Source organism: Bradyrhizobium sp. CER78, assembly GCF_029846235.1.
Classification (GTDB): Bacteria; Pseudomonadota; Alphaproteobacteria; order Rhizobiales; family Xanthobacteraceae; genus Bradyrhizobium.
Map to the genome: position 1 here is coordinate 289,275 of NZ_JARVWP010000005.1, position 17,563 is coordinate 306,837.

At 64.1% G+C, this 17,563-nt stretch carries 16 protein-coding genes; 5 read left to right on the forward strand and 11 right to left on the reverse strand.

Features of this window, described 5'->3' with window-relative positions; all coding sequences use genetic code 11:
* Positions 1–152: 152 nt before the first annotated feature.
* Positions 153–1,463 (reverse strand): ABC transporter substrate-binding protein, encoded by a 1,311-nt coding sequence (locus QDT69_RS12995; protein ID WP_279706923.1) that lies wholly within the window; start codon positions 1,461–1,463, stop codon positions 153–155.
* 231 nt (positions 1,464–1,694) lie between these two features.
* Between QDT69_RS12995 and QDT69_RS13000 the strand changes: the two genes are divergently transcribed.
* A complete protein-coding gene (locus QDT69_RS13000; protein ID WP_279706924.1) occupies positions 1,695–2,261 on the forward strand; it encodes a RidA family protein in 567 nt (188 codons plus the stop codon).
* Positions 2,262–2,268: 7 nt separating this feature from the next.
* Here the strand turns inward: QDT69_RS13000 and QDT69_RS13005 are convergent, their stop codons facing one another.
* The 3 genes from QDT69_RS13005 to QDT69_RS13015 all read right to left on the reverse strand — a co-directional run bounded on the left by QDT69_RS13005 (position 2,269) and on the right by QDT69_RS13015 (position 5,147).
* Complete coding sequence (locus QDT69_RS13005) at positions 2,269–3,201, reverse strand: division plane positioning ATPase MipZ (protein WP_279706925.1); 933 nt, start codon at positions 3,199–3,201, stop codon at positions 2,269–2,271.
* A gap of 203 nt (positions 3,202–3,404) precedes the next feature.
* Complete coding sequence (locus QDT69_RS13010; RefSeq protein ID WP_279706926.1) at positions 3,405–4,106, reverse strand: NUDIX hydrolase; 702 nt, start codon at positions 4,104–4,106, stop codon at positions 3,405–3,407.
* Positions 4,107–4,121: 15 nt separating this feature from the next.
* A complete protein-coding gene (locus QDT69_RS13015) occupies positions 4,122–5,147 on the reverse strand; it encodes an ABC transporter substrate-binding protein (RefSeq protein WP_279706927.1) in 1,026 nt (341 codons plus the stop codon).
* Between the two features lie 200 nt (positions 5,148–5,347).
* Here QDT69_RS13015 and QDT69_RS13020 point away from each other — a divergent pair, with 200 nt between their 5' ends.
* Both QDT69_RS13020 and QDT69_RS13025 read left to right on the forward strand, forming a co-directional pair.
* A complete protein-coding gene (locus QDT69_RS13020) occupies positions 5,348–5,797 on the forward strand; it encodes a cupin domain-containing protein (RefSeq protein WP_279706928.1) in 450 nt (149 codons plus the stop codon).
* Between the two features lie 298 nt (positions 5,798–6,095).
* Positions 6,096–7,421: a 4Fe-4S binding protein gene (locus tag QDT69_RS13025; protein WP_279706929.1), complete on the forward strand. Its 1,326-nt coding sequence runs from the start codon at positions 6,096–6,098 to the stop codon at positions 7,419–7,421.
* A 109-nt stretch (positions 7,422–7,530) separates the two neighbouring features.
* Here the strand turns inward: QDT69_RS13025 and QDT69_RS13030 are convergent, their stop codons facing one another.
* Both QDT69_RS13030 and QDT69_RS13035 read right to left on the reverse strand, forming a co-directional pair.
* Entirely contained in the window at positions 7,531–8,256 is a 726-nt protein-coding gene (locus QDT69_RS13030) for an SDR family oxidoreductase (protein ID WP_279706930.1), read from the reverse strand.
* Between the two features lie 20 nt (positions 8,257–8,276).
* Positions 8,277–9,167, reverse strand: a complete 891-nt coding sequence (locus QDT69_RS13035) for an SDR family oxidoreductase (protein ID WP_279706931.1) — start codon at positions 9,165–9,167, stop codon at positions 8,277–8,279.
* 92 nt (positions 9,168–9,259) lie between these two features.
* Between QDT69_RS13035 and QDT69_RS13040 the strand changes: the two genes are divergently transcribed.
* Positions 9,260–10,102, forward strand: coding sequence for a helix-turn-helix transcriptional regulator (locus tag QDT69_RS13040; RefSeq protein ID WP_279706932.1), 843 nt, complete (start codon positions 9,260–9,262; stop codon positions 10,100–10,102).
* Here the strand turns inward: QDT69_RS13040 and QDT69_RS13045 are convergent.
* Positions 10,099–10,884: an ABC transporter permease gene (locus QDT69_RS13045; RefSeq protein ID WP_279706933.1), complete on the reverse strand. Its 786-nt coding sequence runs from the start codon at positions 10,882–10,884 to the stop codon at positions 10,099–10,101. The two genes, QDT69_RS13040 and QDT69_RS13045, sit on opposite strands and share 4 nt — an antisense overlap.
* Entirely contained in the window at positions 10,884–11,699 is an 816-nt protein-coding gene (locus tag QDT69_RS13050) for an ABC transporter ATP-binding protein (RefSeq protein WP_279706934.1), read from the reverse strand. Before QDT69_RS13050 ends, QDT69_RS13045 begins: the two co-directional genes overlap by 1 nt.
* A 170-nt stretch (positions 11,700–11,869) precedes the next feature.
* On the opposite strand from QDT69_RS13050, the gene QDT69_RS13055 reads away from it, so the two are divergent.
* Positions 11,870–12,793, forward strand: coding sequence for a 2-dehydropantoate 2-reductase (locus tag QDT69_RS13055; RefSeq protein WP_279706935.1), 924 nt, complete (start codon positions 11,870–11,872; stop codon positions 12,791–12,793).
* A gap of 32 nt (positions 12,794–12,825) precedes the next feature.
* On the opposite strand, the gene QDT69_RS13060 is transcribed toward QDT69_RS13055, so the two are convergent.
* From QDT69_RS13060 to QDT69_RS13070, 3 genes are all read right to left on the reverse strand, one after another.
* On the reverse strand, positions 12,826–16,593 hold the full coding sequence (locus QDT69_RS13060; protein WP_279706936.1) for a C2 family cysteine protease: 3,768 nt from the start codon (positions 16,591–16,593) through the stop codon (positions 12,826–12,828).
* 305 nt (positions 16,594–16,898) lie between these two features.
* Positions 16,899–17,165: a DUF3551 domain-containing protein gene (locus tag QDT69_RS13065; RefSeq protein WP_279706937.1), complete on the reverse strand. Its 267-nt coding sequence runs from the start codon at positions 17,163–17,165 to the stop codon at positions 16,899–16,901.
* Positions 17,166–17,284: 119 nt separating this feature from the next.
* Positions 17,285–17,557, reverse strand: coding sequence for a DUF3551 domain-containing protein (locus QDT69_RS13070; protein ID WP_279706938.1), 273 nt, complete (start codon positions 17,555–17,557; stop codon positions 17,285–17,287).
* Between the last annotated feature and the right edge of the window lie 6 nt (positions 17,558–17,563).

Here is a 17,563-nt window from a genome sequence, read left to right on the forward strand (position 1 = left end):
GGTCGGAGCGCATCGAAGATGCGATCCGGGTGGGGGCTCTCTCCACGATACGATTCGTGGAGAGAGCCCCCACCCCAACCCTCCCCCGCAAACGGGAGAGGGAGCGCAGTTCCTTCGCGGCTGCTGTTCGACCTGATCTCATCTGGCTTGAACTATTTGTAGCTATAGGTGGTGCCGGCCGGCAGCGGCAGCACGGTCTCGCGCTGCATCTGGCTCTTCGGCCACACCACATAGGATTTGTCGTCGATATATTGCAGCACCACCGGGAACGAGCGCGCATTCTGCCCGGCATACTGCTCGCCCTCGCCGTAGAACTTCACGCCGTAGCCGAGCATGGTGCCGCCCTCGGGTATGTCGGTGTCAAGCGCGGCCTTGCGCAGCGCGTCGGGATCGACGCCGCCGTATTTCTTGATCGCGCGCGGCAGCACGTCGTCGAGGAAGACATAGGCGTTGGCCGCGCCGATGCCGACATGGGCGGAGCGGATCGGCACGCCCGGTTTGAGCTTGTCGAACTCCTCGCCGACCATCTTGATGACCGGCGGCAGCTTCGGGTCCATGGTCTTCTGGTTGGCGAGCCAGATCGAGATCGGATCGGTGTTGAAGAGATAGTTGGCATCGGCGCCGAGACCTTCCTTCAGCTTCTCGTAGACGCCATAGCCGGCGCCGTGGCCGACGATGGCGCCGAATTTCAGCCCCTGCTCGCGGGCCTGGCGGAACAGCAAGGTAATGTCCGGATTGTAGCCGGTGTGGAAGATCACGTCGGGCTTGGCGCGCTTCAGCTTGGTCACCAGCGCCGACAGATCGGGCGCGGTCGCCGAATAGCCCTCCTTGAGCACGATGTTGAAACCGGCTTTCTTGGCGCCGGCCTCGTTGCCCTTGGCGACGTCGACGCCATAGGCGCCGTCCTCATGGATGATCGCAACCCGCAGGTCCTTCGGCTCCTTGCCGAACTTCGACAGCGAATATTGCGCGATGAAGTCGGTCGTCATCATGCCGTACTGGTTGCCGGCGGCCTGCGGGCGGAACACGTATTTGTAGTTCTTGCCGTCGAACACACCCGAGGAGATGCAGGTGGTGATCCACATGAACTTCTTCATCTGGTCGACCCGGGCCGCCACCGGCACGCATTGCGCCGAGGAGAAGAAGCCCATCACCATGTCGACCTTCTCCTGCTCGAGCAGGCGGACGGCCTCGTTGATGGCGATGTCGGGCTTGCTCTGCGCGTCGGCATAAACAGCCTCGACCTTGTACCCCTCGACGCCGGTCTTGGCGTAATGGTCGAGCATGATCTTGACGCCGGTATATTGCAGCTCGGAGCCACCGCCGGCCAGCGGGCCGGTCAAATCGAAGATCACGCCGATCTTGATCTTCTTGTCCTGCGCCTGCGCGGCGCCAGCCACGCCGAACGCCGCGAGCGCGACAGACAGACCCGCGAGCCAGCGGGTGACCCTCCTGATCGGCATGCATCCCTCCCCAGAGATTGTGCACTGCATTTTTTGTTATCGTGCCACCCTATCACAGGGGGAGCGGCCGATGATGTCAAGCGCGATGGCTGCGTCGCCGCGGCGCAGGCTTGCGCAAAGTTTCGGCGGCACGGTGCCGACGACTTTTCGGACCGGAGAACTACGGAAGGCAGCTTCGCTGTTTCTGCCTTATCCTGAGGGCTGCGAAGTAATTGTCATTGGAGGCGACACATGACTCACATGCTTTGCAGAGCGAGACTCATTTCGTGGTTGGGTGCGTGCGTGCTTGGATTGGGAGCGTGGATTGCCGCTCCGTCGGGTGCGGTGGCGCAGAATTCACCGTCCGCCGAGGCCAGGCTGAAGGAGTTGAACATCACGCTGCCGGCCGTTCCGACACCGGTCGCCAACTACGTCGATGCGGTCCGGGTCGGCAATCTGCTCTTCCTCGCAGGGAACACTCCGGCCGCAGACTGGAACTACAAGGGCAAGGTGGGCAAGGACCTCACCGTGCAGGAAGGTTATGACACGGCCCGCCAGGTCGGCCTGATCATGTTGGCGAAGGTGCGCGTCGCACTTGGAAGCCTCGATCGCGTCAAGCGCGTGGTCAAGGTCTTCGGGATGGTCAATTCGGCCGACGGCTTTGGCGAGCAGCCGAAAGTCGTGAACGGATTCTCCGACTTGATGGTGGAGGTCTTCGGCGAGGCGGCCGGCAAACACGCGCGATCTGCGGTCGGGATGGCGGGTCTTCCGTTCAACAATGCCGTGGAGGTCGAGATGATCGTTGAAGTGGCCGAATGATCCGCCGCTACTCTGGCAGTGGATCGGCAATTTCATCAGCCAGCAGGTCCCCGGTATCAAGCGGCGTATGTGCCGACACAAACCACTCCTCGCGCGCCGCGGCCCTCCGGCGTGCGCGCTCGCTGATCGGCAGCCTTAACAGCTCGATGAGATGACACATCTCCTGTTGAGCCAATCGGTGCGACCGATCCGGGCGCTCACCGAGGATTGCTTCGTCCAGTGCATCGAGGACGGTGAGCCCGGAAGCGGAGAACTGGCGATACACGTTTCGCTCGGAACAACCGCCGAGATGCCTGAACGCCAGCCTTGTTCCTGCTTCGGCAAGGCTCCGCCGCACCAGCCGGCGCGCCGACGAGCGGTTGTGGATGACGACCCAATCGGCATGGCTCCGGTCGAATTGGAGGCGTCGCCTGCGGGCGTCGCAGACCAACTCCGCATAGTGACCGGTTCCCGTCATTTCGTGCGTGATGGGATCGGTTGAGGCCAGCGAGCCGAGGTCAAGAAAGCTGTCGGTGACGGGCGTTAGCAGCGTATCCGCCACGAGGTGGGCAAGACGCATCAGGTAAGTATCCGTTGAAGGGGTATCGATCACCAGGAAATCGAGAGATCCCTTGAGGCTGGAGACCGCCTCCCCGAAAGCCGCCAATTCGGCGGCTTCATTGTCGTCCAGCTTCGCGCCCTCCGCACGCCCGACGTAACGATGCAACGGAATTTCGAGTTTGATCCGTCGGTGGTTGGCCCAGATGCGCCGGTTTTCGATGTAGCGCGTCAGAGCCCTTTGATTGCTGTCCAGATCGATGGTGCCGACCCGCTGACCCTGCTTCAGAAGCGCGACAGCCAGATGCATCGCGATCGTCGTCTTTCCTGAGCCACCCTTCTCATTCCCGATGACGATCACGTGTGGCGCCCCCGGCACTGCGATCGGTGCCGTGTACAGCATCACGAGCCTGGCAAGTCTACAATTACCACTGAGAAATGAATGCGATAAACGGCGCCCGGTTCCAATGACGCGGCGGCAAAAATTCCGAAATGACGCGCGAACAGATTCGAACTCGTGATCCGGTTCGTCTGGCTCGGGTCATTAGCGTCGATTGGGACGTGCTCCCGCGATGTCCAGCCTGTCTCCAGCAGAAGAGGCCAAATCTACTCCGGCAGCTGCGTTTCGATGAACGCGGTGACGAAGCGTGGCATGGCCGGGGTGAGATCGGCGCGGCTGCGCACCAGATGGATGCCGGCGAGCTCGGGATTTTCCTGCCGCGCAAGGTTGGCCTCGATCTTTGCACGCAGCGCGTCGGCTTGCATGTCGACGCGCAGGATCTGCATCATCGCGAGCGCGACGCCAGTGTAGATGCAGTGCCAGTCGGCATCGCCGCGGCAATCCGATGGCTTGAGCCCGGTCTCCTCCTCGAGCTCGCGCATCACGCTGCCGGCGATGTCGACCGTCTCGCCCCTGATGTCGTCGAGATCGGGCGTGCCGGAGGGAAAATAGATTCGTCCGGCATTCGCGGTCTGCTCGCCCATCACGCCGCACACGAAGGCGCCGTCGCTCGAGAGCAGCGCGCCCATGCCGAAGCCGTTGAAGACCTCCTTGTCCGGAAAGCCCCAATCACGCCAGGCCAGAAAGCTTGCGAAATCGGTCTCGAAATAGCTCGCACTGAGCCGGGCATCGGCAAACACCGGATCGCGCCCGAGCAGGACGCGGCCGTTCCACAGGTTCGGGTTCAGCCGCTGCTGTTCGGCGAAATGCGCGTCGATCTCGGCGCGCCGCTGGTCGGCGAACGGCCAGGGACGCCGCGCCAATGCGAGGTCGAGCGCAGTGACGCGGCAAATGAGTGGAGACTCCATGTCGTCCGTGCGCGTTTACTTTGCGTTTCCGGTCGTCTTCTTGACCTGATCGACGAATTTGTTGGTGTAGGTCTTGGTGACGTCGATGCCGGCCTTCGCGACCTCGGGCGAGCCCTCGCTGAACACCGCGAGCACCGCCTCGGCGCCCTTGGGGTCCATCTTGCCGGTTTCCGAGAACATCGGGATCGTGTTCTTCAATGCGGCGAGATAGAGGTCCTTGTTCTTGCCGACGATCTCCTCCGGCATCTTGGCCATGATGTCTTCGGCGGAATGCGAATGGATCCAGGCGAGCGTCGCCATGATCGCATTGGTCAGCGCCTGCACTTCCTTCTCATGGCCGCTGACCCAGGCGGTGGTCGAATAGAGCGCGCCGCCCGGATATTCGCCGCCGAACACCGCGAGCGTGTCGTGCTGGGTGCGGGTGTCGCTGAGGATCTTGAGGTCCTTGTGGCTGCCTTGCAGCACGGTGACGGAGGGATCGAGCATCACGGCGGCATCGATCTGGCCCTGCTCCATCGCGGCCACCGCGGTGGCGCCGAGCCCGACGCCGATCACGGCGGTGCCGGCCGGATCGAGGCCGTTCTTCTTCAGCAGATATTTCAGGAAGAAGTCGGTCGAGGAGCCGGACGCGCTGACGCCGACCTTCTTGCCGGCGAGGTCCTTGACCGAGTTGATCTCGCCGGTGTGCTTCGGCGAGACCACCAGCACCAGGCCGGGATAGCGGTCATAGACTACGAAGGCCTGCAGCTCCTGCTTCTTGGCCGCGAGGTTGACGCAGTGGTCGAAATAGCCGGAGACGACGTCGGCGCTGCCGCCGAGCACGGCCTTGAGCGCGTCCGAGCCGCCCTTGAGATCGACCAGTTCGACCGCAAGCCCGGCCTTGTCATATTCACCGAGCTGCTTGGCCAGCACGGTGGGCAGATAGCACAGGCAGGCGCCGCCCCCGACCGCGATGGTGATCTTGCTTTGCGCCGCGGCAAGGCCCGTGGACAGGGTCAGCGCCAGCAGCGTTCCGGCAAGCTTGCCAAGCCATTTGTTCATGACGTTCTCCGTTCGACTGGCCGGCAAGATAGAGGAGCGGGCCTGCCTTGAGAAGGCGACTTTCCGGTATCTGGTCAAGCCTGCGGCCACGGCATAGCATCGTGGACGCAGGAAAACGCCGAAGAAGCACCAAAAGCCGAAGAAGCACCAAAAATAGAACCATCAAGAATACTTCAAGGGAAACACCAAGGGAGCCCTTCATGAATCGGGCTGCAACCGCTCTGTCGATTGCCGCGGCGTTCGCCGCCGGCTGCGGCGTCACCCATCTGCTGCGGCCGGCACTCGCGGCCGAGAGCATCACCGCGCAGGTCATCCACACCGGCGAGATGGAGGGCGACAAGCTCGGCGACGCCAACAAGACAGGCTTCCGCTCCAAGACGTTCGTCTCCGCCGACGGCGCCACCGTCTCGATCCAGGACGGCAACGTGCCGAAGCACATGCATCCCAACACCAACGAAATGCAGTTCATCCTCGAGGGCACCGGCACGGTGTGGCTCGGCGACAAGGAAGTGCCGGTGAAGCCGGGCGACCTGATCGTGATCCCGAAGGGCACGCCGCATGGCGGCACCAAGCCGAACGGCCGCCCGTTCAAGGCGATCGCGATCAAGACGCCGCCGCAGGCGCCCGATGATACCAAGCTGCTGGATTGAGGATGGCCACCTAAACGTCTTTGCGGGGAACGCATTTCCCACCAAACTTGTCACCGTCACCCTGAGGAGGCCGCGGAGCGGCCGTCTCGAAGGGGCGACGGCCCGACTGTGGCCGTCCATCCTCGCTCCGCTCGCACCTCAGGATGACGGAACTAACTCCGTTGGCCGTCACCCGTGGATTTGCACCTCTGTCCTCTTCCGGGATGTGCCCATTACATGACGATAGACATATAAATTGCTTGCTCCGCGTCCTGCCGCTCAATAATATGACGAACGTAATTTCATGGAGAGCAGGACCATGAGCCTCGACGATCACCCCACGGTCAGGGCTGTGCGGGCACGCAGCAGTCAGCCGGTCCACGACGTCCCGGTTTCGTCGGAGCTGATCAAGGAGATTGCGCGGAACTGCGGCGCCGATGACGTCGGCATCATCGAGTTCGAGCGTGCCGCCATCGCGCCGCAGCGCGACTTCATCCGAAAAGTCTATGGCCGGACGCGTTCCCTGCTGGCGATCGCCTGCCACATGAACCGCGAGCCGGTGCGCTCGCCGTCGCGTTCGGTCGCGAACGAGGAATTCCACGGCACCTACGACCACGTCAACGAGACCGCACGCGCCATCGTTCGCGCGCTCGACGAGCGCGGCATCCCGGCCTGCAACTCGGTCGCCGCCTTCCCGATGGAGATGGACCTGCCGAGGATCATGATGGTCCAGCACAAGCCGATCGCGGTCGAAGCCGGTCTCGGCCGGATGGGTATCCATCGCAGCGTGATCCACCCGAAATTCGGCAGCTTCGTCCTGCTCGGTACCGTCCTGCTCGGATGCGAGGTCGATGCCCACGACCATCCGATCGACTACAATCCCTGCCTGGAGTGCAAATTGTGTGTCGCCGCCTGCCCGGTCGGCGCCATCAAGCCGGACGGCGGCTTCGATTTCCTGTCATGCCACACCCACAACTATCACGACTTTCTCGGCAACTTCACGCAATGGGTCGAGAAGGTTGCGGATTCGAAGGACGCCAGGGATTATCGCGCCCGCGTGCCCCGCACCGAGACGCTGAACATCTGGCAATCGCTGTCGTTCAAGCCGGGCTACAAGGCAGCCTATTGCATCTCGGCGTGCCCCGCCGGCGAAGACGTGATCGGCCCGTTCCTCAGCGATCGCGACGCGCATTTCACCGAGGTGGTGCAGCCGCTGATCGACAAGGACGAGTTCGTCTACGTGCTCCCGGATACCGACGCCGAGGACACGGTGACGCGGCGCTTTCCGCACAAGAAGGTGCAGCGCGTTACGTCCGGCCGGCATACCGGCAGCCTGCAGGCCTACATCTTCTCGCTGTCGCTCGGATTTCAGCGCGGCCGGGCGCGTGGCCTGGATTTCGTCACGCATCTGCGCTTCACCGGGGCGAGCGCGCTCGACATGACGGTCGCGATCAAGGGCCGTGATCTGCAAGTGGTGCCGGGGCGCCTTGTCGGAGATGCGGCCCTGACCATCACCGCCGACACCCAGGCATGGCTGCGCGTGCAGAACCGCGACCTCGATCTTGCCGACGCGATTGCCTCAGAGCTGGTGAGCCATAACGACGAGAAGCTGTTCGCGGCCTACATGCGGTGTTTTCCACTTTAAGCAAGCTGCGTAGGGTGGGTTAGGCGAAGCCGTAACCCGCCATCTTCACTGCGGAACCTCGGCGGATTACGCTTGCGCTAATCCGCCCTACGATCTCTGAGCGCGCCCCTCACACCAACAGACCACCGCCATCCACGGCAAGCGTCTGTCCGGTGACGTAGCCGTTCAGCATGACATAGAGATAAGCCGTGGCCGCCTCCTCCGGCGAGGCCGCACGCGGCAACGGCAAGCCTGCCACATAGCCGCGCACCCGCTCTTCCGGCATCTGCCTGACGCGCTCAGTGAGAATGAGTCCCGGGCACACCGCGTTGACGCGGACCGGCGCGAGATCGACGGCAAGGCCGCGGGCCAGGCTCTCCATCGCGCCCGCAGCCGCGGTCACGAACGGCATGCCTTTTTGCGGACGATGCGCCAGCAGGCCGCCGGTCAGCGTGATCGATCCGTTCGGCGCGATCGCGCGGCTGGCGTGCTTGACCGCCGCGAGCGAGCCCCAGAAGCGGAGGGTAAGCGCCTCGCGTGCGACGCCAAGATCGAGATCGCGCACCGCGCCGAATGCCGGGAGGCCCTGATCGCCCGCCGTGATCGCGAGGTGATCGAAGCCGCCGACCTGTTCGAAGAAGCGCGACACGCCGGCTTCATCGCGCAGATCGACGGTCCGGCCCGAGGATCCCGGCAGCCGCGCGACGGCCGCATCGACATTGGCGGTGTTGCTGGACGCGATCACCACGTCAGCGCCCTGCTCGCGCGCCAGCGCCGCGACGGCAAAGCCGATCCCCGACGATCCCCCGATTGCGATCACGCGCTTGCCCTTGAGCGACATCATGGCGTCTGTCATGGCCCGTTCTCCGCCGCGCCTTACGCGAAATAAGCAGGGTGATCGATGTCGGCGAGCAGGCCCACCTGCTGCGGCTGCCAGTCGAGCCGCGACCGCGTCCGCGCGCTCGAAGCCGGCACGTCGGCGCCGGCAAACCTGCCGAGGAAGCCGAAATGCTCCAGCGCCTCCTCCGGCGACTTCGACACCAGCGGAATATTCAAACGTCGCGCGATCACCTCGGCGATCGCCCTGAACGGCACGCCCTCATCGGCGATGGCATGGAACGGGCCGCCTTCGACGCCGCGTTCGAGCGCGAGACGATAGAGCCGCGCCGCATCGAGACGATGCACGCCCGGCCAGCGATTGAGTCCTTCGCCGACATAGGCGGAGACGCCCTTCTCACGCGCGATGGTGATGAGGCGCGGCACGAAGCCGTGATCGCCATGGCCGTGCACCGACGGCGCAAGCCGGACGACACCTGCACGCACGCCGCGCGCAGCTACCGCTGAAGTGGCCGCTTCGGTCATGCGCGGCAAGGCCGGCGAAGGCGGATGCGGCGCATCCTCCTCAGTGGCGACGCGGCCCTGCGCCATGGTCGCGACGCCCGACGTGGTGATCAGCGGCCGGTTCGATCCTGCGAGCACGGCGCCGAACACCTCGATGGCGCGCCGGTCATCCTCGGAGTTCTGCGCGAACTTCGAAAAGTCGTGGTTGAACGCGCAATGGATCACCGCATCCGCCTGCGCGGCGCCGCTGCGCAAGCTGTCGAGATCCTCCAGCGTTCCGTAGTGAACCGCGGCACCGGCGGCGGCGAGCGCTTCCGCGCCCTTGTCGGAACGGGTCATGCCGAGCACCTTGTGGCCGGCAGCAATCAGATCATTGGTAACGGCCGAGCCGACCCAACCGGTCGCTCCAGTGACAAACACGCGCATCAGCAAGTCTCCAGGTTTTGCTGGAGACAAATCTGGGCCGCCGCGCTATCGTGGTAAAGTAGTGACCTTATCATGGTATAATGGCTAACAGGATGAGCGAACCGCTCGCGCATGAGAACTTGCTCGGCGCCTACCTGAAAGACCGCCGCAGCAAGCTCGATCCGGCAACCTTCGGCTTTCCGCCGGAGCGGCGGCGCACGCCGGGCCTGCGCCGCGAGGAAGTGGCGCAGCGCGCCAACATCAGCGCGACCTGGTACACCTGGCTCGAACAGGGCCGCGGCGGCGCGCCGTCGGCCGACGTGCTCGACCGCATCGCGCGGGCGCTGATGCTGACCGACGTCGAACGCGAGCATCTGTTCCTGCTCGGCCTCGGCCGCACGCCCGAGGTGCGCTACCAGAAGAATGAAGGCGTGACGCCGCGACTGCAACGCGTGCTCGATGCGCTGGAGCCGCGCCCCGCGGTGGTCAGAACCGCGACCTGGGACATCGTCGCCTGGAACCGGGCGGCGACCGTGATGCTGACGGATTACGGATCGCTGCCGCCGCGCGAACGCAACGTGCTGCGCTTCATGTTCCTCGATCCGCGCGTCCGCGCTGCGCAACACGACTGGGCCAGCGTGGCGCGCTTCGTCGTCGGCGCCTTCAGGGTTGACGCGATGCGCGCCGGCGCGGCTGCGGAGGTGCAACCCTTCGTCGACGAACTCTGCCGGCTCAGCCCGGAATTCGCGGCGCTGTGGCGCGACAACGACGTGCGCACCCATGGCGAGGGCGTCAAACAGCTCCGGCACCCGATCCTCGGCCCGGTCAAGTTCGAATATTCGGCCTTCGCCGTCGACGGCCGGTCCGATCTCAGCATGATCGTCTACAATCCGATCGACCCCGAGGTGACGGAGAAGATCCGCGGGCTGATGGAGGCTGCGCCGGCGAAGACCTAGTCCCGCGCCGCCGCCGTCGGCCGCCACACCAGCAGCCGCTTCTCCACCATCGTCACGCCCATGTCGATCAGGATCACGAACGCCGACAGCACGAACATGCCGGCGAACACGCCCGCGACGTCGAACACGCCTTCGGCCTGCTGGATCAGATAGCCGAGGCCGGCCGCAGATCCCAGATATTCGCCGACCACGGCGCCGACCACGGCAAAGCCGACCGAGGTGTGCAGCGAGGAGAACATCCAGGACAGCGCCGAGGGCCAGTAGACGTGCCGCATCAGCTGGCGCTCGTTCATGCCGAGCATGCGGCCGTTGTCGAGCACCGTGGTCGGCACTTCCTTGACGCCCTGATAGACGTTGAAGAACACGATGAAGAACACCAGGGTCACGCCGAGCGCGACCTTGGACCAGACGCCGAGCCCGAACCACAGCGCGAAGATCGGCGCCAGCACCACGCGCGGCAGCGCGTTGACCATCTTCACATAGGGATCGAACACCGCGGCAACGCGCGGCTGCCGTGCGAACCAGAAGCCGACCAGGATGCCGCCGGCCGAGCCGATCACGAAGGCGAGGATCGATTCCCACAGCGTGATCGCAAGATGCTTCCAGATCACCCCTGTCGAGAACCACTTTACAATCTGGCTGAAGACGTCGACCGGGTTGGAGAAGAAGAACGGCGGCAGCAGCACCTTGCCGAACAGCGGCACGGTGGAAAAGACCTGCCACAACGCCAGCGTGACGACGGCGACCAGGACCTGCAGGGCCAGCAAAGTCACGCGCGACATCAGGCGGCTCCCGCCTGCGTCGATTGCACGTAGCCCTTCATCACCTCGTCCTTCAGCACGCCCCAGATCTCGCGGTGCAGGGCATGGAAGTCCTTCTCCATCCTGACCTCGGCGATGTCGCGCGGCCGCGGCAGCGTGATGCGCCAGTCGCCAATGATGCGCGCCGAAGGGCCGGCCGACATGATCACGACGCGGTCGGCCAGCGCGATCGCCTCCTCGAGATCGTGGGTGACGAACAGCACCGCCTTGCGGTCGGCGGTCCACAATTCCAGCAGCAGATTGCCCATGATCTGCCGGGTCTGGGCATCGAGCGGGCCGAACGGCTCGTCCATCAAGAGGATCTTCGGATCGCGGATCAGGACCTGCGCCAGCGCCACGCGCTTGCGCTGGCCGCCCGACAGCATGTGCGGATAGCGGCCCGCGAAGGCGCCGAGCCCAACCGAGGTCAGCCATTTCTGCGCGCGCGCGAGCGCCTCAGCGCGCGGCGTGCCCCGGATCTCGAGCCCGATCGCGACGTTGTCGATCGCGGTCTTCCAAGGGAATAGCGCATCGGCCTGGAACAGGTAGCCGGCATCGCGGTTAAGGCCGTTCAGCAGCTTGTCGAAAATCCGCACCGTTCCTGCGGCGGGCTTCAACAGTCCCGCGGTGACGTTGAGCAGCGTCGACTTTCCGCATCCGGTCGGGCCGACAATGGCGACGAACTCGCCGTGATCGACCGCAAGATTGGCCTGCTCGACCGCGGTATAGACGCGTCCATCCGCCAACCGAAACGCCACCGTCGCACCGTCAAGCGCGACCGCCGTCGGCTCCGTCATCGCCACGATTCCTCCCGAAATTTTCGGAGATGGCTTACCGGTTCGGGCCAGCAAGTTCAACGCATGAAGATGGCGCAGGCCGTGGTCACGCGGTTTTCAGGCAAATCGGGTTGCGCATTGCAACAACATCGTCGAGGCTGCGGACCAACACGGTAGACAAGGAGATCATCATGCGGATCGCAGTGGTAGGCGCCGGAGGTGTCGGTGGCGGCTTTGGTGCGGCGCTGGCGCATGCCGGAGCCGACGTCACCTTTATCGCGCGCGGCGCCCACCTCGCGGCCATGCGCAGCGAGGGCCTGCAGGTTCAGGGCGGCCGCGGAGAATCCCATCTGGTCCCGACCCAGGCGACCGACGACCCCGCAAGCGTCGGGCCGGTCGATATCGTGCTGTTCTGCGTCAAGCTGTGGGACGTCGAAAGCGCCGGCGCGCACATCAAGCCGATGGTCGGTCCTGATACTGCCGTGATCCCGCTGCAGAACGGCATCGACGCGCCCGACCGGCTGATCCCGATCCTCGGCCGCAACGCCGTAATGGGCGGCGTGGCGCAGATCTCGGCCTCGATCATCAAGCCCGGCGTGATCAATCAGGTCGGCACCTTCATGCGCATGATCTTCGGCGAGCTCGACGGCCGCATCACGCCGCGCGGCAAGGCGCTGCTCGAGCTCTGCCTGAAGGCCGGGTTCGATGCGACGCTGAGCGAGCGGATCAACACCGAGCTCTGGATGAAGTTCGTAGGCCTCGCCACCAATGCCGGGATGACCGCGGTCACCCGCCAGCCGATCGGCAGGCTGCGCGACGATCCCGACCTGCGCCCGCTGTTCGTGTCGGCCTGCGAGGAGATCATCGCCATTGCCAATGCCAGCGGCATCAAGCTGCCGCCGGACCCGCTTGCGAAGGTGCTCGACTTCATCGGACACGCGCCGCCGGCGATGAAGGCGTCGATGGCGCTCGATCTCGAGCGCGGCAACCGGCTCGAGCTGCCCTGGCTGAACGGCAAGGTGGTCGAGCTCGGCCGCAAGCTCGGCGTGCCGACCCCGACGCACGATTTCCTTTATGCGGTGCTGAAGCCCTATACGATGGGCACACCTGCGTAGGCAGGCGGCTGCGGCCTGCAGCCGCAGCCTGCTCACGCATGTTGCGGCGGGGCGAGCGTTGCGACCTGATCGGGATGCACCGTGATGGCCGTGCCGCCATGTCCATCGCTCGCGGCGACGAAGGTGGATGCCATGTAGTTTCCGAGCAAGGCGATGCTGGCGGCGTGGACGCCGTCCGAGACCGCAATTGATCCGCCTGCGCCGTTGCCGGCGAAGCCAACGGTCTGCCCGGCCGCAAAATTGATGTTGGCGAAATCGATCGTGTCGGCTCCCGTCATGCCGGCGACGGTGCCGGAGAAGCTGGCGGGGTCATCGAGCCTGAGCGTTCCGGAGTCTGCCGCAAAGGAGATCTGAGCCGAGCTCGCTGATGGAAGCTCGAGGGTCTGTCCGGCTGCAATGATCGAGGGATCGCTGATCGTGAAGGCGCTGGACCAGGCGCCCCAGACGGTCCCGTCATTGGCCTTGATCCAGAGCGTGTCGGTGCCCGATCCGACGTGATAGGCAAGCTGGGAGAGCTGCGAGGCCGAGACGATGTTGTCCTGATTTGCGCCGAGCGTGACACCGTTCAGCGTGAAGTAGCCGTTCCCGCCGCCACTATTCCAGACATCATACGATGTCGCGGAACTGCCAAACGGATCCGAATAGCTGAAGAGCGAGGACACCGCGAAGGTCTGGCCTTGAACGGACAGCGCGCTTGAATTGGTCGGCGTCACGACCGGACCGCTATCGATCGGCGCGGTCACGGTGAAGGCACTCGACCACGCTCCCCAGACGGTGCCGTCGTTGGCGCGGACCCACAGCGTGTCCGCTCCCGAACCGGATTGATAGCTCAGCGACGCGAGCTGGGCAGCCGTGACGTAATTGTCCTGGTTGGTCGACAGCGCCACTCCGTTCAGAATGAAGTGCCCGCCACCTGCGCCCGTGTCCCAGACATCATATTGGGTCGCAGCGCTATTGAACGGATCGCTGTAGGTGAACAGCGACGAGGCCGCATAGTTCTGGCCGTGAGCCGCAACAATGTTCGACACCGCCTCGACGGGCCCGCTGTCGAGCGGCGCGGACACGGTGAAGGCTCTCGACCATGCTCCCCAGACGGTGCCGTCGTTCGCGCGGACCCACAGCGTGTCGATGCCGGAGCCGGATTGATAGCTGAGCGAGGCGAGCTGGGCAGCCGTGACGTAATTGTCCTGGTTGGTCGACAGCGCCGCGCCGTTGAGAACGAAGTGCCCGCCTCCCGTGCCCGTGTTCCAGACGTCGTATTGGGTCGCGGCGCTGTTGAACGGATCACTGTAGGTGAACAGCGACGAGACCGCGTAGCTCTGGCCGTGCGGCGCGACGATGTTCGATACCGTCTCGACGGGGCCGTTGTCGACCGGAGCATTGACGGTGAAGGGGCTCGACCACGCCCCCCACACGGTGCCGTCATTGGCGCGGATCCAGAGCGTGTCGATGCCGGAGCCGGATTGATAGCTCAGCGACGCCAGCTGTGCGGCCGTGATGTAATTATCCTGATTGGCCGACAGCACCACTCCGTTCAGAACGAAGTGCCCGCCGACGGTGCCGCTGTCCCAGACGTCGTACTCGACGGCCGGGCTGTTGAACGGATCGCTGTAGGTGAACAGCGACGAGCCCGCATAGCTCTGGCCGTGCGGCGCGACGATGTTCGACACCGTCTCAACGGGCCCGCTGTCAATAGGGGCGCTGACGGTGAAGGGATTCGACCATGCGCCCCACACCGTGCCGTCATTGGCCCGGATCCAGAGCGTGTCGGCGCCGGAGCCGGATTGATAGCTCAGCGACGTCAGCTGGGCGGACGTGATGTAGTTGTCCTGGTTGATCGACAGCGCCACCCCGTTCAGGACGAAGTGTCCGCCACCTGTTCCCTTGTCCCAAACGTCATATAGCGTTGCAGGACTGCTGAACGGGTCGCTGTAGGTGAACAGAGACGTGGCCGCATAACTCTGGCCGTGAGCCGCAACGATGTTCGACACCATCGCGACGGGACCGCTGTCGACCGGAGCAGTGACGGTAAAGGCGTTCGACCACTGTCCCCATACCGTCGAGTCGTTGGCCCGGATCCAGAGCGTGTCTGCGCCCGAACCGGACTGATAGGTCAATGACGACAGCTGCGCAGCCGTGATGTAGTTGTCCTGATTGGCGGCAAGCACCACCCCGTTCAGAACGAAGTGGCCGCCGCCGGTGCCGGCGTCCCAGACGTCGTATTCGCTGGCTGCGAGGCCGAACGGGTCATAATAGGTGAACAGCGACGACGCGGCAAAGCTCTGGCCGTGCGATGCCGTCATATTTGCGACCGTCACCACGGGCCCTTCCGGGACTGCCGTGAATTGGGCCCAGGTGCTCCAGAATACGCCATTGAACGCCCGCACCCACAGCTGGTCGCTCGCGGGACCGAACTGATAGGCAATGTTGGACCACTGTGAGGCCGCGACGTCGATCTCGACCCCGTTTGCCTGCGCCACTCCGCCCACGGTGAAGTGGCCGTTGCCGGTGGAGTCCCAAAGCGCATACTCGGTCACCGGCAGGCCGCCGCTCGTCACATAGAAGATGGACGATGCTGCAAGCGAGGTTTGCACGCGGCCGGTGATGTTGGATACGACCACGGTCGGCGCGACATCGACGGCGCCGGAATTGTCGATGACGAAGTCGCCGTCCTCGCTGGCGATCTGGGTGAGCGATACTTCGAATTGCACATCCCAGTTCTGGCCGGGATAGCTGTTGCCCCATGGATTGCGAACGATGAAATTGCCCGTCGCGCTGTCATAGCCGACGACTCCGAACGCGTGATCCGGGACCAGCTGGATATTTCCGGCGCTGTCATAGGTGTACGGCGACGTCGAGGGAATCTCGAGGATGACGTCATCGTAGCTGGCGAGCGCAGCGATATAGACGGACTTGTTGCTATACCAATCGGACGCGCTGCTCATGTAATAGTTGACGCTGGTCGCGTCGGTCAGATTCTCCAGGACGTTGGTCGGAGGATCCGCGGAGATGTTGTTGTAGCCGTTGACCGCCGGGTGCCCGATCTGCCCCGTTGCGCTGAGCTGCGCGTACGCCTTCTCCACCAATGCAACCCACATCGCAGTGGGTTGCTCATTGTAGTTGTGGGCATAGTCGAGTTCGGTCCCACTGACGACCGGAAACACGCTGTTGACGGTTTCCCATGTCTCCTGACCATTGACATAGAAGCGCACGCCATAGGTGCCGTTTCCGTTGTCCACGATCATGGAACTCATGACCTGGGGATGAAAGACGACGGCGTCGATCAATCCCGACATCAATTCGCAATCGCCGTCGGCTCCCTGACAGATGTCGTTGACGGTGGCTGCGCCCGCCGAGGAATACAACGGTCCGACAACCGCGCTGTAGCCCTGCAATGTCCAGCCGTTCGCATCCGGCGGCAAGGTCGGATCCGGAAGATCGGTTCCCAAGAACCACTTTCCGATCAGCTCGGACATCTGCGTCGACGTCGTGCCGACCTGCAGATTGCCTAGCGTGACATGTACCGTACTGCCCCCCGTCCAGGTGGCGTTCGCCGGATTCCCGTCAACGAGCTGGAGGAAAAGATGGGAGACATAGTCCGACGTGGAAAGACCGCTGTTCAGATTGGCCGCGATCACCTGCAGCGAGTTCAGCTCATTGGCGGTCACGCTGCCGCGATTGGCGACGTCGGCCAGCAAGTTATAGGCTTCGGCGTAGGTGAAAACCCCGTCCGCAGCAAAGTTGAGCATGTCGGACTTGATGCCGCTGTCGACCAGGGAATAGACCCAGCTTGCAGTCATGGAATTCCTTCGCAAGTCTTGACGCGATCTGATTGCTGCCGACCAGGCCGATCCTGGCGAGGGTGCGTGCGTCCCGTCGAGACGAATCCAGCAATGGAATACGTAACTATCGCGTTAGTTGTGGCCGAATTCGAGGCGTGTGTCGATCTTGCCGAACGCGGCCCTCAACCAAGGGAACCCGCATTATCGTCAGGATTCGTTAATGTCTGCCTGATACGGCGCCGCGGCCCGCGATGGCGGCTGGGTGCAGCTTCCCCGAGGCGCGGGCCTTGCGGCTGGTGTTCGACGCGCGAGACGGCCCCGCGTCAGCGCGCGTGATGCCGTCCGCGGTATGCCCGGCGTTTCGGGGGCGGCGGCGCGAAAAAGGGATTCTCCGAGCAGATCGCGCTCCGGCCCGAGGCGGTGGCCTGGCACTGCGGGATCGAGGTGAAGCTGCAATTGATGTAGTTTCCGCCCTGCCGGCCCTCATAAACATGCATGCACACTGGATAGTTCGGATCGTAGGCCTGCCCGGCGGCAGGTCCGGCCAGGGCGACCGCTGCTGCGGCGATCGCGAACAGTTTCAGGCGCATCGGTGCCTCCTTGTCGTGGCAGGAGGTTCCTCACAACTGCCGGAGTTAGTCAACATCAGGGGCGGCGCGACCGCCATGCGGACCAGCGCACGCTGACGACGTGCCGATGCGCGAGCGCGCTAGTTGGCAGGTTGACGGTGTCGCTTGACGCGCTCCCTGGGCTGCGGTCTCGGGCCCTTGTAGAAAGGATTGACCGAGCATTTCGCCGATCGTCCCGAGGCCGTTGCCTGGCATTGCGGAAGCGACGTGAAGCTGCAATCGATGTATTCGGGCGTCAGCCGGCCGCCATAGACTTCCATGCACACCGGATAATTCGGATCGTACATTTGCGCGGCGGCGGGCCCGGCGATGCCGACGCCGATGGCGGCGAGCATGGTGAGTTTCAAGCGCATCGCGTG